The 13,913-nt window shown below is 42.9% G+C and carries 15 protein-coding genes; 6 read left to right on the top strand and 9 right to left on the bottom strand.

The window, feature by feature from the left end; all coding sequences use genetic code 11:
- Nucleotides 1-10: 10 nt before the first annotated feature.
- Genes sufD through IQ234_RS21935 form a run of 4 tightly spaced genes read left to right on the top strand, consistent with a single transcriptional unit; the run spans nt 11 to nt 4,544 of the window.
- Nucleotides 11-1,336 carry a Fe-S cluster assembly protein SufD gene (gene sufD, locus IQ234_RS07730; protein ID WP_193956673.1) on the top strand — a complete coding sequence of 442 codons (1,326 nt, stop codon included), beginning with the start codon at nt 11-13 and terminating at the stop codon, nt 1,334-1,336.
- A 55-nt stretch (nt 1,337-1,391) separates the two neighbouring features.
- Nucleotides 1,392-2,654: a SufS family cysteine desulfurase gene (locus IQ234_RS07735; protein ID WP_079208421.1), complete on the top strand. Its 1,263-nt coding sequence runs from the start codon at nt 1,392-1,394 to the stop codon at nt 2,652-2,654.
- Nucleotides 2,655-2,687: 33 nt separating this feature from the next.
- Entirely contained in the window at nt 2,688-4,193 is a 1,506-nt protein-coding gene (locus IQ234_RS07740; RefSeq protein ID WP_193956674.1) for an RluA family pseudouridine synthase, read from the top strand.
- A 60-nt stretch (nt 4,194-4,253) separates the two neighbouring features.
- Complete coding sequence (locus tag IQ234_RS21935; protein ID WP_228008415.1) at nt 4,254-4,544, top strand: CopG family transcriptional regulator; 291 nt, start codon at nt 4,254-4,256, stop codon at nt 4,542-4,544.
- 213 nt (nt 4,545-4,757) lie between these two features.
- Here IQ234_RS21935 and IQ234_RS21580 read toward each other — a convergent pair whose 3' ends face one another.
- From IQ234_RS21580 to IQ234_RS07765, 5 genes are all read right to left on the bottom strand, one after another.
- Nucleotides 4,758-4,892 carry a hypothetical protein gene (locus IQ234_RS21580; RefSeq protein WP_265578471.1) on the bottom strand — a complete coding sequence of 45 codons (135 nt, stop codon included), beginning with the start codon at nt 4,890-4,892 and terminating at the stop codon, nt 4,758-4,760.
- Nucleotides 4,889-5,095: a hypothetical protein gene (locus IQ234_RS21060; RefSeq protein ID WP_228008416.1), complete on the bottom strand. Its 207-nt coding sequence runs from the start codon at nt 5,093-5,095 to the stop codon at nt 4,889-4,891. Before IQ234_RS21060 ends, IQ234_RS21580 begins: the two co-directional genes overlap by 4 nt.
- A 12-nt stretch (nt 5,096-5,107) precedes the next feature.
- The gene (locus tag IQ234_RS07755; RefSeq protein WP_193956675.1) at nt 5,108-5,974 is read right to left on the bottom strand and encodes a transglutaminase family protein; all 867 of its coding nucleotides are present in this window, start codon (nt 5,972-5,974) and stop codon (nt 5,108-5,110) included.
- A complete protein-coding gene (locus tag IQ234_RS07760) occupies nt 5,974-6,975 on the bottom strand; it encodes an alpha-E domain-containing protein (protein WP_002785396.1) in 1,002 nt (333 codons plus the stop codon). Before IQ234_RS07760 ends, IQ234_RS07755 begins: the two co-directional genes overlap by 1 nt.
- Before the next feature lie 70 nt (nt 6,976-7,045).
- Complete coding sequence (locus IQ234_RS07765; protein ID WP_193956676.1) at nt 7,046-8,482, bottom strand: circularly permuted type 2 ATP-grasp protein; 1,437 nt, start codon at nt 8,480-8,482, stop codon at nt 7,046-7,048.
- Nucleotides 8,483-8,718: 236 nt separating this feature from the next.
- Here IQ234_RS07765 and petB point away from each other — a divergent pair, with 236 nt between their 5' ends.
- Together petB and petD are read left to right on the top strand one after the other, a co-directional pair.
- The gene (gene petB, locus IQ234_RS07770; RefSeq protein WP_002738970.1) at nt 8,719-9,387 is read left to right on the top strand and encodes a cytochrome b6; all 669 of its coding nucleotides are present in this window, start codon (nt 8,719-8,721) and stop codon (nt 9,385-9,387) included.
- Nucleotides 9,388-9,438: 51 nt separating this feature from the next.
- Nucleotides 9,439-9,921 (top strand): cytochrome b6-f complex subunit IV, encoded by a 483-nt coding sequence (petD, locus tag IQ234_RS07775; RefSeq protein ID WP_002738373.1) that lies wholly within the window; start codon nt 9,439-9,441, stop codon nt 9,919-9,921.
- 87 nt (nt 9,922-10,008) lie between these two features.
- Here petD and IQ234_RS07780 read toward each other — a convergent pair whose 3' ends face one another.
- The 4 genes from IQ234_RS07780 to hmpF form a co-directional block, all read right to left on the bottom strand.
- Complete coding sequence (locus IQ234_RS07780) at nt 10,009-10,818, bottom strand: squalene/phytoene synthase family protein (protein ID WP_193956677.1); 810 nt, start codon at nt 10,816-10,818, stop codon at nt 10,009-10,011.
- A 269-nt stretch (nt 10,819-11,087) separates the two neighbouring features.
- Complete coding sequence (locus IQ234_RS07785; RefSeq protein WP_193956678.1) at nt 11,088-11,312, bottom strand: hypothetical protein; 225 nt, start codon at nt 11,310-11,312, stop codon at nt 11,088-11,090.
- Nucleotides 11,313-11,438: 126 nt separating this feature from the next.
- A complete protein-coding gene (locus IQ234_RS21585; protein WP_265578472.1) occupies nt 11,439-11,567 on the bottom strand; it encodes a hypothetical protein in 129 nt (42 codons plus the stop codon).
- Nucleotides 11,568-11,695: 128 nt separating this feature from the next.
- A complete protein-coding gene (gene hmpF / locus IQ234_RS07790) occupies nt 11,696-13,336 on the bottom strand; it encodes a pilus motility taxis protein HmpF (protein WP_193956679.1) in 1,641 nt (546 codons plus the stop codon).
- Nucleotides 13,337-13,913: the final 577 nt, after the last annotated feature.

The following is a 13,913-nucleotide window of genomic DNA, read 5'->3' on the forward strand; positions in this document are numbered from 1 at the left end:
CCTCCTACCAATGACAGCCATAATCACGAAACCTGAACAATCAGGAGAATTATTGTTAAAATTGTCTCGCGAAACGGTTCCCACCATCGATAACGGTAAAATTCTCGAATTAAGAGAATCGGGAGCCAGTAAAGCTCAAGAATTAGCCATCCCGGGCAGAAAAGATGAAGAATGGCAATTCACCGATTTAAGTCAACTCTGGGCGATCGATTTTCGCGCCCCCCAAACCGTTACAATCGATAAAAATGCCTTAGCTGTTTTTTTACTGCCCGAAGCCAAAAACAGCCGGTTAGTCTTCGTTAACGGCATTTATCAGCCTGAATTGTCCGATATCTCCGCTTTACCCCCCGGTGTCAGCGTCGGCAATCTCGCCAATGCACAAAAAGATGTTCTTGTCAACTATCTAGGGAAAGAAAAAACCCCCGAATTTTTTACCGCACTCAACCAAGCTGGTTTAAGCGATGTCGCAGTAATTCACGTCACCGCTAACACCGTCGTCACAACTCCCATACATCTCCTATTTATCACCGTTGTGGAGGAAATTCCCCGCTTTTATCAGCCCCATAGCCTCATCGTGGCGGAAACAGGAGCTAGTGTCAATATTATCGAGAATTACGGGGCTTTAGCCGAACATTGCTCCGATTTACCCGTAAATTACTCTTATTTCACCAACGCTGTCACGGAAATTTACCTCGAAGCCAACGCCGAGGTCATCCATACCAGAGTACAACGGGAATCGGGAGATGGTTTTCATATCGGACGCACGATAATTGAACAAGGGCGCGATAGCCGTTACACTCTTAACGAGATAAATCTAGGAGCTAAACTCTGCCGTCATAACCTCGATATCCTGCAAAAAGGAGAACAAACCGAGACAAATCTGCACGGATTAGCCATGATTACCGGACAACAAACCGCCGATACCCACAGCGCCATCTATCTCAACCATCCCCACGGTATCAGCAACCAACTGCATAAATGTATCGTTGATGGTAGCGCTCACGCCATCTTTAATGGTAAAGTGTTTGTTCCCAAACCTGCCCAATTAACCAACGCCTCCCAGTTAAATCGGAATTTGCTAATTTCTAACAAGGCAAGAGTCAACACCAAACCGGAATTACAAATTACCGCCGATAACGTCAAATGTTCCCACGGGGCAACCATTAGCCAACTGGAAGCCGATGATTTATTCTATCTGCAAAGCCGGGGCTTAAGCGCCGACACCGCCCGCAGTTTGTTAATTGATGCTTTCTCGGCCGAGATTTTAGCTAAAATTCCTCTAGAATCCCTCCGCCAAAGATTGGGGCAATGTGTCGCCTGTCGCAGTGTGGAATAACTCTACCGGGGTGGGTGTCAACCTGCCCAAAGTACCCCTCTGACTCCTGACTAAAATGACAATTATCCAAGAAAAAACCCTCGCCCAAAAAGTCCGCGCCGATTTCCCTATCCTCCATCAAACCGTACACGATAAACCCCTTATCTATCTCGATAGTGCCGCCACTTCCCAAAAACCGATTCAAGTATTAGAAACCCTGCGAAACTATTACGAAAAAGATAACGCCAATGTGCATCGGGGGGCGCATACTTTAAGTGTGCGGGCAACGGAAGCCTACGAAGGAGCCAGAGATAAGGTGGCTAGGTTTATTAATGCCGCTTCTCGTCAGGAAATTGTCTATACTCGCAACGCCACGGAAGCGATTAATTTAGTCGCCTACAGTTGGGCATTAAATACCCTGAAAGCAGGGGATGAAATTATTCTCTCGGTGATGGAACACCACAGCAATTTAATCCCCTGGCAAATTGTCTGCCAAAAGACGGGGGCGGTGATTAAATATGTGCAGTTAACCAGCGAAGAAAGCTTTGATTTAGAACAATATAAATCCTTGTTATCTGAGAAAACTAAATTAGTTGCTGTCCTCCATGTTTCCAATACATTAGGCTGTATTAATCCCGTTGCCGAAATAGTCAGCCTTGCCCATCAAGTCGGGGCAAAAGTATTAATTGATGCCTGTCAAAGTGTCCCCCATTTAGCCATTGATGTGCAGTCCATAGATTGTGATTGGTTGGTGGCTAGTGGTCATAAAATGTGCGCCCCCACCGGCATTGGATTTTTGTACGGCAAAGAGGCTATTTTAGAGGCAATGCCGCCCTTTTTTGGTGGTGGCGAAATGATTGCAGAAGTCTATTTAGACCATTTTACTTGTGCCGAACTGCCCCACAAATTTGAAGCGGGAACCCCCGCTATCGGCGAAGCGATTGCCCTCGGTGCTGCGGTAGAATATTTGATGGGTTTAGGTATGGATAATATTCATGCCTACGAAGAAGAATTAACCGCCCATTTGTTCAAAAAATTAGGAGAAATTGAGGGTTTAAGAATTTACGGGCCATCACCTAGTTTAACGGGCCAAGGTCGGGCTAGTTTAGCCGCCTTTAATGTGGAAGGGATTCATGCTAGTGATTTAGCTACTTTATTAGACCACGAAGGAATCGCTATTCGTTCTGGTCATCACTGTACCCAACCTCTACACCGCCTTTTTGATGCTTCTGGCAGCGCGCGGGCAAGTCTATATTTTTATAATACCCGCGAAGAAATTGATAGCTTTATTGTCGCCCTACAGGAAACTATCGATTTCTTTGCCAATTGTTTTTCTTAGGGGTATCTCTGGCCCCTTTCCTGTTCTTAAAGAGTGAAGGAAGTTACTTATTATTATCAAGGAATTTGTCCTGAAACGGGCGAGTTATTGCGCTTGCCCCGCACTCTTTTGGCTGAAAAAATCGCCCAAGATTTGATGACAACTATCACCAATCCTGAAGGCAAAATGTATGGGATTTTATTAGGAGAAAATGCTGCTGGCGAAATAGAAATTTTAAAAGCTTTTTCTGGACAGGGGGAAGCCACCGGCTGGGTTCCGTCCCTAGTGGGGAGAGAAAAAATTGTGCTGGAAGAAAAGCGAGTTTTGCAACTTTTAGAAACAATTAAACAGGAAATTATCACCCTGCAATCAATCCCAGAACATAATTTATATCGACTCAATCAAGCAAATTTTGAGCGCAAAATACAAGCTTTACAGCAACAACATCAAAGCAATAAACAGGAACGAGATAGATTAAGAAATTTAGGTAATTTAAAGCCAGAAGAATTAGAAAATTTAAATAATCTCAGTCGTCAGGAAAAAAGAGCAAGAAAGCAATTAAAACAGGAACAAAAACCAGTTTTAGAACCCTTAATTGAGAAAATAAACTTAGCAAATCAGAGAATTATTGAACTTAAGCAACAGCGTAGGAACCTCTCCAAACAGTTACAGGAATTGCTGTATCAATCCTACTGTTTAAATAACTTTTCTGGACAATCTCTCTCCTTGGCTAAATTGATGGGCAGTAATTTGTTACCGACGGGAACAGGGGAATGTTGCGCCCCAAAATTATTAAATTATGCCGCCATGAAAGGATTAAAACCCATCGCTATGGCCGAATTTTGGTGGGGAGAATCGAGTCGAGATAGAAAACAGGGAGAATTTTATGGCGCTTGTCAAGAAAGATGTCAACCTCTCATGGGTTTTTTACTCTCCGGTTTACGTTCATCCCTAGAAATTATCTACGAAGACGAGGGAATAATTGCTATTAATAAACCTGCGGGATTATTATCGGTAGCAGGACGTTATCAAGATAGTCAAGATGCTGTGGTTAATCGGTTTCGTCGTCAGGGAAAAAATCTCATTCCCGTTCATCGTTTAGATAGAGAAACTTCTGGTATATTATTACTAGCTAAAAGTTTAGATATTTATCGTTGTTTATCCCAACAATTTCAACGGCGAGAAGTGGAGAAAATCTACGAAGCTATATTATCAGAAATTGTTGAGCGAGAATCGGGTATAATTGACCTACCTCTCTGGGGAAATCCGCAAAATCGCCCCTATCAAACTGTGGACTGGCAAAGAGGAAAAGCTAGTCAAACCTATTTTAAAGTTATCGGTAAAGAAGGCAATTATTCTCGCCTCGAATTTATTCCCTACACGGGAAGAACTCATCAAATTCGCGTTCATAGTCAAGCGGGATTAGGGATAGGAATTTTAGGCGATTTTTTGTATAATGGTAAGCAGTCCGACCGTTTATACCTACACGCTAAACAATTATCTTTTCGTCATCCTCAGACCGAAACTAAAATTAATCTAATCATTCCCACTCCCTTTTGAGAGCGATAATTGCTAACGGACAAAAAATAGATATGACATCATCTATTGTAGTAGATATCTATGGGGGAAGTTCAGATATATATAAAAAACTGGCGGTTAGGATTCACGACGGTTTTAGTAATGTATAATGTTATGTATATATTTCAACTGGCTATGGTCAGCAAAATCCGCAAGCAAATTTATATCGAAGCCGAGCAGAATAATTTACTGAAAGAGAAGGCCCGACAGACGGGACTGAGTGAGGCCGAGATCATCCGACAGGCGATTGACCAACACATAATTTCCCTCAACGTCTCGACTCTTCGGCGTAGCTCAGAGGCCACTTCGCTCGACGTTGACCCGTTCGGCTGAGCTCACGGCCGAAGCCTGAGCAAAGCCGAAGGGTCAACTCTCCCACCCCGAACTTGAGCGCTTGGGAGCGAGAAAAGGCCTTTATCGCCAGTCTCGAAAACCGCCCATCACAACCGGGAAAAAGGGATTGGCAAAGGGAGGATCTCTATGAGCGATAGAGTCCTGCTCGATACCCGACACCCTGCCCCCACGAAAAACTTTTTGCCGCAAACCCTATCTAGAAGAAGCCGAATTTTGTTCAAAAGTTAACTCCTCTAATACTTCCGTAACCAACTTGCCGTTGGCTAAACGCTTTAAACTTCTAATCTGAATATTTACTTGGGGAGTTTCTTCTAACTGTTGGATCAAAAATCTGCATATTTGATTATTGCCTCACGCGCCGCATTTTTTTTAGTCCAAACTTGCGCCATTTCTAACCTATTAGTAACCCCAATAAACTCCTCTCCTTCCCCATCTAAACTATGATTAGCCGCATAGGTATTAGCAGTAGGACACAACAATAAAACATAGCCTAAATGTCCTTTTGTTGCTGTGCCAAATCCTTTAGCCATAAACAATCACCCTCAAGATAACAAATCGAGCGCAATTGTCGATGATAGCTGAGATTCTATCACTTGATGACCGAGACTAACCGGCCGAGCATTTCCCTCTACTGGGGCGCAATAACGGGGAATTGGGCTAGAAACGAGGCTAATATGACGGTCACTCACCGCTAATCCATGGGTAGGATCATAACCTTTCCAGCCGCCCCCCGGCAAATACACCTCTACCCAAGCGTGTAAATGTCTTTCTTCTTGGTCTGAATCCCCTTCTTGATAGCCACTGACAAAACGGGAAGCTAATCCCACACAGCGACACACATCCATAAATAAAACCACAAAATCGCGACAGGAACCCTGCTTATTTTTCCAAGTGTTTCCGGGTAGGTAGGGTTCCCCGGTAAGACGAATAATTTGCTGACAATTTCGGTAAATTTTGTCATTGAGATTAAACAGGAAAGATAGCACCTGTCCTTCAGTTTCCTGCATAATTTCTTGGGCTAATGCTGCCACATCAGGGTTATTATTTAACCCATAAAATTGTCTGTAGGGTTGTAATTGACTGTGGAGAGAAATGGGATAATCAAAGGGTAAACAGGTCGCCCAAGGTTCCAATAAATACTGAAAAGGATTAACCCCATGAGTTTCTACTTCACTGACCACATCAATCAATAATTCTTCCGTCGGTTGATTAAACCAAATTTGTAAACAAGAATTGCCATCGAGGTCGATAATATTAGTTATTGTTAAAGGTTCTGGGTTAATTTTGAGGGTAAACTCTCGCAAAGTTTGCCCACCATCGGATTTTGGTCGCAAGCGCAGCAGATGGGGCGATAAAATCACGGGTTGATTATAGAAATAGTTGGTTTGATGCCGAATGTGATAACGCATTAAGTTGTTAATTGGGATTGATATTGAAAGTTATTTACTGGCAGAGGTGGGGCAAGTTCGGGATTAAAAACAAAGAAAGTTTCCGTCATTTTTATTCCCACATCATTAACTCTTTTTTGAATATGGTCGAGGAATTCATGCAATCCCATTTCAATAATATCCTCGATAGTTAGATAACTCATTTCGGCACAAAGTCGCCCTAAACTTCTTTCTACCGAATTCCCCCAAGTTCCTATGGGAGTCCCAGTAACTTGATGCAAACAGTGGTCTAATTCCCGCAGACAAAAGTGGATTGAACGAGGAAACTCTCGATTAAGAATTAAAAATTCGGCCACGTCACTAGGAGTAATCCGTCGTTGACATTTACGATACATTTCGTAGGCACTGACCGACCGCAGTAAAGCAATCCATTGAATTTGGTCTAGAGAAGTTCCTACCCATTGGGCGGAAGGCAAGAGATAATAGTATTTAACATCAAGAATTCTGGCGGTTTTATCGGCGCGTTCCTGTAATCTTCCCATAACGCCAAAATGCCAACCTTCATTATGAGTCATCGTTGCATCCATTACCCCCGCAAAACGGTGACTAGCCAATTTAACTTGAGTAAAAAAGTTAGGTAAAGTAGTTTGAGGATGGTAAGAGGAAGCATCTTTTACCATCAAGAAAAAACCATTAACCTGTTCCCACATTTCCGAAGAAATAATCTCACGAACTGACCGAGCATTTTCTCTAGCCCAGCGCAAACAAGAGATAATTGAGTTACTATATTCCGTGTCAAATGTCAAGAAATTGATCACATTTTCTGCGGTGGCTGTGCCGTAACGTTTCTTGAATTGTTCTAAATCTCCCGTGGTTAAAACCAAAGGTTCCCACTGTTGCAAAACGCTGGTAGGTACATCTAACATTAAATTAAGATTAACATCCATAAATCGGGCGACATTTTCCGCCCGTTCAATATAGCGATTTAACCAATAAATTGAATCAGCAACTCTACTAAGCATAATTAACTGGGAAAAAGTTAAAAGGGTAGGGTGGGTTACTAACCCACCAAAATTTTGATTATTGTCCTGATTACTTGGTTAAAACCCAAGTGTCTTTACTGCCACCACCTTGAGAGGAATTAACCACTAAAGAACCCTTTTTCAAAGCTACGCGAGTTAACCCCCCGGGATGCACATAAATTTCATCGCCACGATGGAGAATATAGGGACGTAAATCCACATGACGACCTTCAATTTCCGTGTCAATTAAAGTGGGAACCCTAGAAAGACTTAACACTGGTTGAGCGATATAATTGCGGGGATTAGCAGCAATGCGTGGGGCAAATTCTTCTCGTTCTTTCGAGGTAGCTTGGGAACCGACTAACATTCCATAACCTCCCGATTCATTGGCAGCTTTCACAACTAATTTATCGAGATTATTTAAGACATAATCTAAGTCCTTTTCTCGCCAACAAAGATAGGTAGGAACGTTATTTAAAATCGCTTCTTCTCCCAGATAATAACGAATCATATCGGGGACAAAAGCATAAATAACCTTATCATCAGCGACTCCCGTACCCGGGGCATTAGCTAAAGCGACGCGGCCTTCCTGAAAAACTTTTAATAATCCGGGTACACCTAACATCGAATCGGGACGAAAAACCGCCGGATCTAAAAAGTCATCATCGAGGCGACGATATACCACATCTACCCTTCTTAATCCCTTGGTGGTTTTCATTTGTAGATAACCATCAAAGACGACCAAATCACGCCCTTCCACTAATTCTACCCCCATTTGTTGGGCGATAAAAGAATGTTCAAAGTAGGCAGAATTATAGGTTCCGGGGGTCAAAACAACCACGGTGGGATTAGGTAATTGGAGCGGTGCTAAATTGAGAAGAGTTTCCAACAGATGGGAAGGATAATCATCTACTGGTTTAACATTCATGGTCTGGAAAATATCGGGGAAGGTGCTTTTCATTACCCGACGATTTTCGAGGACATAAGAAATACCGGAAGGAACCCGCAAATTATCCTCTAAAACGTACCATTGACCATCTTTATCGCGGACTAAATCGGTTCCCGTGATGTGACACCAGATACCTCCGGCGGGTTTCAGTCCCAGACAGGGTTTCAGAAATCCCGTCGCTGAGGCGATTAGTTCGGGGGGAATAATGCCATCTTTAATGATTAACTGGTCATTGTAGATATCGGAGAGAAAAAGATTGAGAGCTTTGATGCGTTGTTTCAGGCCTCTTTCCAAATAATCCCAGTCCTCAGCCGCGACAATTCGGGGAATAATATCAAAAGGAAAGATTTTTTCTACCCCTTGATTGTCGCTATAGACATTGAAAGTTACCCCCAATTCAAACAGGGCCGACTGAGCGGTTTCCCGGTGTTGTTGAAGTTCTCGGGGCGGCAGATTCTGCAACCATTTGATTAAAGGGGACGCGTGGGGACGAGGTTGACCATCATCTAAGAATAGTTCGTCGTAGAAGCCTTCGGGATCGTAGGTATTTAATAGCACGCTGACCTCATTTCATACCTTACCTATTCCCAGTGTCGGACAATCAGCCCGATTTTTTGTAGTCTAGGAGACATTTTAAGGGAAATTTTAGGAAGTTAGCCATTTGGCAGACAGCGATCGCCAATCGATCCCCACCGGTGGAGAAACCTGACCGGAGCGAGAATTAGCCCTGAAAACTGTGTTACATTTTTTAAAGGTCACACCTTAAATCTTTCATTTTTCTTACTGGTTACGCGATGTTTACCAAACAAGTAACGGATTCTAAAGCCTATCAATGGTTTGAGGAACGCTTAGAAATTCAAGGGATCGCTGATGATATCAGCACCAAATACGTTCCCCCCCACGTCAATATCTTCTACTGTCTGGGTGGTATCACCCTTGTGTGCTTCGTGATCCAGTTTGCCACTGGTTTCGCCATGACCTTCTACTACAAACCCACTGTAGCAGAGGCCCTCTCCTCCGTACAGTACATCATGAACGAAGTTAACTTTGGCTGGTTAATTCGTTCTATCCATCGCTGGTCCGCCAGTATGATGGTCTTAATGATGATCCTGCACGTTTTCCGCGTCTATCTGACCGGTGGCTTCAAAAAACCTCGCGAATTAACCTGGGTGACAGGGGTTGTCCTGGCCGTGATCACCGTTAGCTTCGGTGTTACCGGCTATTCCTTACCCTGGGATCAGGTGGGTTACTGGGCGGTTAAAATTGTTTCCGGTGTACCTGCTGCTATTCCCGTCGTCGGTGATCAACTCGTCACCCTGATGCGCGGTAGCGAAAGCGTCGGTCAAGCAACTTTAACCCGTTTCTACAGCTTACATACTTTTGTACTACCCTGGTCGATCGCGGTCTTCATGTTGCTACATTTCTTGATGATCCGTAAACAAGGCATTTCTGGGCCTCTATAATTCAGAAAAATATCTCTGTCGATCCGAAATCATTTTTAGGAGACATTATCGATGTCCACATTAAAAAAGCCCGATCTCAGCGATCCCGCTCTCCGCGCTAAGTTGGCTAAAGGTATGGGTCACAACTACTACGGTGAACCCGCTTGGCCCAACGATCTACTTTATGTCTTCCCGGTGGTTATCTTTGGTACGATCGGACTCTGCACCGGTTTAGCGATTATGGATCCCACCATGATCGGTGAACCTGCCGATCCTTTCGCTACTCCCCTAGAAATTCTGCCAGAGTGGTATCTTTATCCCGTTTTCCAGATTCTCCGTATTCTTCCTAACAAACTCTTAGGTATCGCTTGCATGGCCGGCGTTCCCCTAGGCTTGATGTTAGTTCCTTTTATTGAAAGCGTCAATAAATTCCAAAATCCTTTCCGTCGTCCCGTCGCTACCGCTATCTTCCTATTTGGTACTGTGGTCACGATTTGGTTAGGTATTGGTGCCACTTTCCCCATCGATATATCTTTAACTCTCGGTTTGTTCTAAGTTACTGAACTTCACCGGTTTTTTGCCCACGCTTGTGATTCCTGACTTTGGAAGAGCGATCGTGGGCAATTTTAATTTTGATTTCCTCTAACGGGTAATTTGTTGTACCAAAGCGATAACGTCGCTGCGGCTGAGTTTTTCCTTACCTAAAGCTAGGACTTCGAGAGTGCCATGGGCTAAAGCGAGGGGAATCTTACAAAAATCGAGTGCCGGCCCTTTCGGCAGCGATTGAGTGTAATAATCGGCTAATTTCAGATTACGACGGGCATAATTATGAATATCACTCATTGTCCAACCCTGGGGCAGAAAACTTACCCCCCGGCGCCGATCCTCCCCGTGGTTGCGAGCAATATTGACCGCTTGTAAACCCCGACCAAAACCGATGGCATAACTACGATTAGTTTCGGTCCCGTCGTACCAATTCCAGAGGTCAGACAGCAATAAACCCACGGCACCGGCCACACTAAAGGTATATTGATCTAATTCTATTTCTGTGCGAATATCCCAGTTATTCCCGGCCCAGTAGGCCATGCGATCGGCCATGGCCGCCGTGGCATCCCAAACCCGGGGGGCGATCGAATCCGGTGCTAACATTGCCCATTCGCCAATTCTCAGGGTTACTTCTGGCAAAATCTCCCGATGGACTAAGCCAAAAGTAAAATCCTCTTTGGTAGAATTTTGGGTACCTGCTTGTAAATTCAGGCTAATCTGTCTTAATATCTGGGCTTTACTGAAGTTATCTAGGTCGGGATGGTCTTCTACTTCATCGATCGCCCTCATACAGAGATAAGCTGAGGCTACTGCCTCAAGCAGACGATCCGGTAAACGACTTATGGGAATATAAAAAGTTCGACTCGTTTCTTGCAGAATCGTTAAAGCATTATCGCGCAAATTCATTCAGTCCACTCCTCACGCCAACTTAGGTAACTACGAGTTAAACCAATCAGATAGATCGGTTTAGGTGATTCCGATGTTCCTAAGACAAAGTTGCTGTCTATTGTAGTATGATTATTCAAAATTTCCCGATTATTCTCGAAAAAATCAACCATTAGGGTCTTCTTGACAATTTTTCTTTCTCGTATAGCTGAGGGACAATTACGGCAATTTTTCGAGATTACAGCCTTAAAAAGCGGTTTTTGACCGTTTTTAAACAGGATTTTGCGGCTTCATGGCAGGGATTGAAAGGAGATCACTTGTAAAACTGGCCCAATCATGGCCAGAGTCATCACATCTGAGCGAATTTGACCTATAACTGTCACTTTTGCTTTTGTTTGGATTAATTCGGCGGTCGGTTCCATTAATTCGTAGGTTTGACCGTTATCGGCAATTAATGCCCAAGTTCCCGTGCCTATGTCGATTCTTTTTACCTGACCCGTTAGACTAACACTCATGCTTTGATTTCCCTGATCGAGGCGATCGCAACTGCCGCCCCTGTTACAAGCATTCTATCGATATCTTTCCTCGGCATTGATTGCCAATTTTGCCGGACTTTAACCCCATAAATCAGTTTTTTTTATCTAAAAAGCGATCACTACTTCCGCCACCACCGCTAAGAGGGAGGCCACAGCCGCTAAAATCATTATTTCTCGATCAGATTGTCTCATAGCTATCTGAGTATAAATTACTAATCCTAGTCTATACCACATCTAACCTAGAGTTAAATTCATCTAAATTATTTTATCCATAGATAAAAAGCTATAAAAGTTATCGGCAAGAAGGGAGAAATCTTTTTCTGAATTACCCTGTATTATTTGTTCAGGAACCCTAATTAAGCCTAACTGTTAATAGCGTAATCATAGGCAATAACATTAGATTCCATAGGTATAAACCAATGGGAGATATTTTCTAGTTTTTGACGGATTTGATCGAGATGATCCTGCACGGGTTGCAGGAAAGTTTCGTACTGTTGTATCTGAGTTTTTAAACGCACTAATGCCAGATTAGCATCGCGCCATTGTCGCTCCTGTTCTTCAAATTCGCGAGTTTTTTGCTCTAAATCCGACCATTGCTCATCAATAGTGTCTCTGTTTTTTTGTAAATCCTCTTGTAGCTCCTTGATTTCTGCGGCTAAACGTTGACTTTCTTGGAGATTATTTTGATAACTATCCTCCAGGATAATTAACACTGGTTCAAAGCTACATTTTTGGGCATCTTCTGGGGATAAAATTCCCTGTCTCCGGTGCAGAATTTTCAGATGTTGAGAGCGAATAGCTTGCCTTTCCCGAAGATTACGTCTCTGTCCGATCAAAGTTTCCGCCAGCATTCCTTTTCTCTCCTGTTCCTCGGCTAATTCGGATTCTAAATTAGCTCGCTGGGATTCATCTATTGTGGTCATTCTTGCTTCTAATTCTTCCACGGTTTGGGATTGGAGAGTTAATTCTTCCTCTTGGTCGTTGACAAAAATTTCCAAGCGATCGAGGTCTGTTTGTAAATTGTTAACTAAGCTCTCCAATTCTTCTAAAGGCATTTTTTCAAGAGCTTCTAGATCGATTTTACCATCAAAATCTAGGTCTGCTGCTTGGACGAGACGAAGAAGCATTTGTCGAGTAGAATCAGTGGTTTGTAGGGTGAGGTTAAGGCGCTCGAATAATTCCTGTTTCTGACTCAGAACAGTTTCTTGTATTTGTAGTTGTATTTTCTTTGTTTCCAAAGCACTGCGACTTGTTTGTAATTCCCTAGCTCTTTGTTCGAGATGATTGAGCATTTGTTCGTTGGCGACCTGACGATTTTCTACAGCTTTTTTCTGCTCCTCTAAACTCTGCCAACAACTATTTAAAATTGTCTGTTGTCCCTGGACAGATTCAAGAGTTGAATAGAGAATTTGTGAGGGAGAATTGCCCAGATCGTGATTATTAGCTAAACTCTCCGCTAGAGAACGAATAAATTGTTGTTGTTCTGGGGAAAGATTGGGGGAGGAGTTGAAATTTATTTGTTCTTCTTCCAGGTGTTGCTGTTGCTCGATCAATTGTTGTTTTAGGTTTTCCAGTTCTTGTCTTTTGCCCTCTAAATAATCGAATTCTGCTTCTATGCGTTCAATTTGCTCAATTCTTGCCTCCATTTCCATTTTCTGGCGGTTGAGAATCTCGCTTTGATAGGTGAGGGATTGTTTCCACTGATCGATTTTCTCTTGATCTTCCTTATTGCGATCGATCAAACGGGAAATCTTTTGCAGTTGCCGCACCATCTCCGCTCCCGCTAATTCCGGGTTTCCTTGCAGTTGACGATTATCGCTCAAATTCACCAAGAGAAGCGCACCTTCTCCTCTGGAGTTAGTTTCGTCGTAGGTTAAGATATCGTTTCCGGCTATGGCACTCCACGTCTGATCTTTATGCTGACAGGCCAATAGTTTCAATTCAGTTTTGTAACCACTGATAAAACCTTTAGTCTGTTTTTTTACTTCTGCAAGGTATAGCATGAGTAGTCTTCCTGTGTGATGAAAGTTTTTATAATTGGTTTTAGAGAGAGTTGGTGATCGAGGCCAGGAGCGGCCTGTCTATAGTTTCAGTGTACCCATCGGCTGCCAAAAAATTTTTAATTTCTATCATTCGAGTTTTTCTTTTTGAGACATATATTTGTTCTCAATTTTTCCTCTTACCCACTGAAAAATTTTAAATTTTTGAAGATTTTTCAGCCCCAATTTACTGACCTAGTCTCAAAAAATTTGGCAGTCAATCTCATAAATCGGCTGATGTTTTCTGACCCCTTTTACCTCTGGCTGCAGTTTGGATAAGCTGACCACACATCTAAATGATCGGTTAAGACGGCGTGAGAGCGAGAGGCAAGGATAGAAAGCTAGACCTTTTGTACTGAAAATTGCCAAGGCTAGTTTAAATGCAGCAAAGCTTACTGAAAAATATCTTACATAAGACCTCCTGCAAAAATAGGAACTGATTATGTAAAATAAAGTAAAACACTCAGAAAAACAATGACTTACGAAAAAGTAAAAAATTTGAATCCAGAAGAGTTTAAACGCTTTTGTGGAGTATATCCTG

Source organism: Microcystis aeruginosa LEGE 91341 (assembly GCF_015206885.1).
Taxonomy (GTDB): Bacteria; Cyanobacteriota; Cyanobacteriia; order Cyanobacteriales; family Microcystaceae; genus Microcystis; species Microcystis aeruginosa_H.

Coding starts and splice junctions, on each gene's coding strand:
- sufD (WP_193956673.1), top strand. CDS start 11: ATGACAGCCATAATCACGAAACCTGAACAATCAGGAGAATTATTGTTA.
- IQ234_RS07735 (WP_079208421.1), top strand. CDS start 1,392: ATGACAATTATCCAAGAAAAAACCCTCGCCCAAAAAGTCCGCGCCGAT.
- IQ234_RS21935 (WP_228008415.1), top strand. CDS start 4,254: ATGGGGGAAGTTCAGATATATATAAAAAACTGGCGGTTAGGATTCACG.
- IQ234_RS21060 (WP_228008416.1), bottom strand. CDS start 5,095: ATGGCTAAAGGATTTGGCACAGCAACAAAAGGACATTTAGGCTATGTT.
- IQ234_RS07755 (WP_193956675.1), bottom strand. CDS start 5,974: ATGCGTTATCACATTCGGCATCAAACCAACTATTTCTATAATCAACCC.
- IQ234_RS07760 (WP_002785396.1), bottom strand. CDS start 6,975: ATGCTTAGTAGAGTTGCTGATTCAATTTATTGGTTAAATCGCTATATT.
- petB (WP_002738970.1), top strand. CDS start 8,719: ATGTTTACCAAACAAGTAACGGATTCTAAAGCCTATCAATGGTTTGAG.
- petD (WP_002738373.1), top strand. CDS start 9,439: ATGTCCACATTAAAAAAGCCCGATCTCAGCGATCCCGCTCTCCGCGCT.
- IQ234_RS07780 (WP_193956677.1), bottom strand. CDS start 10,818: ATGAATTTGCGCGATAATGCTTTAACGATTCTGCAAGAAACGAGTCGA.
- IQ234_RS07785 (WP_193956678.1), bottom strand. CDS start 11,312: ATGAGTGTTAGTCTAACGGGTCAGGTAAAAAGAATCGACATAGGCACG.
- IQ234_RS21585 (WP_265578472.1), bottom strand. CDS start 11,567: ATGTGGTATAGACTAGGATTAGTAATTTATACTCAGATAGCTATGAGA.
- hmpF (WP_193956679.1), bottom strand. CDS start 13,336: ATGCTATACCTTGCAGAAGTAAAAAAACAGACTAAAGGTTTTATCAGT.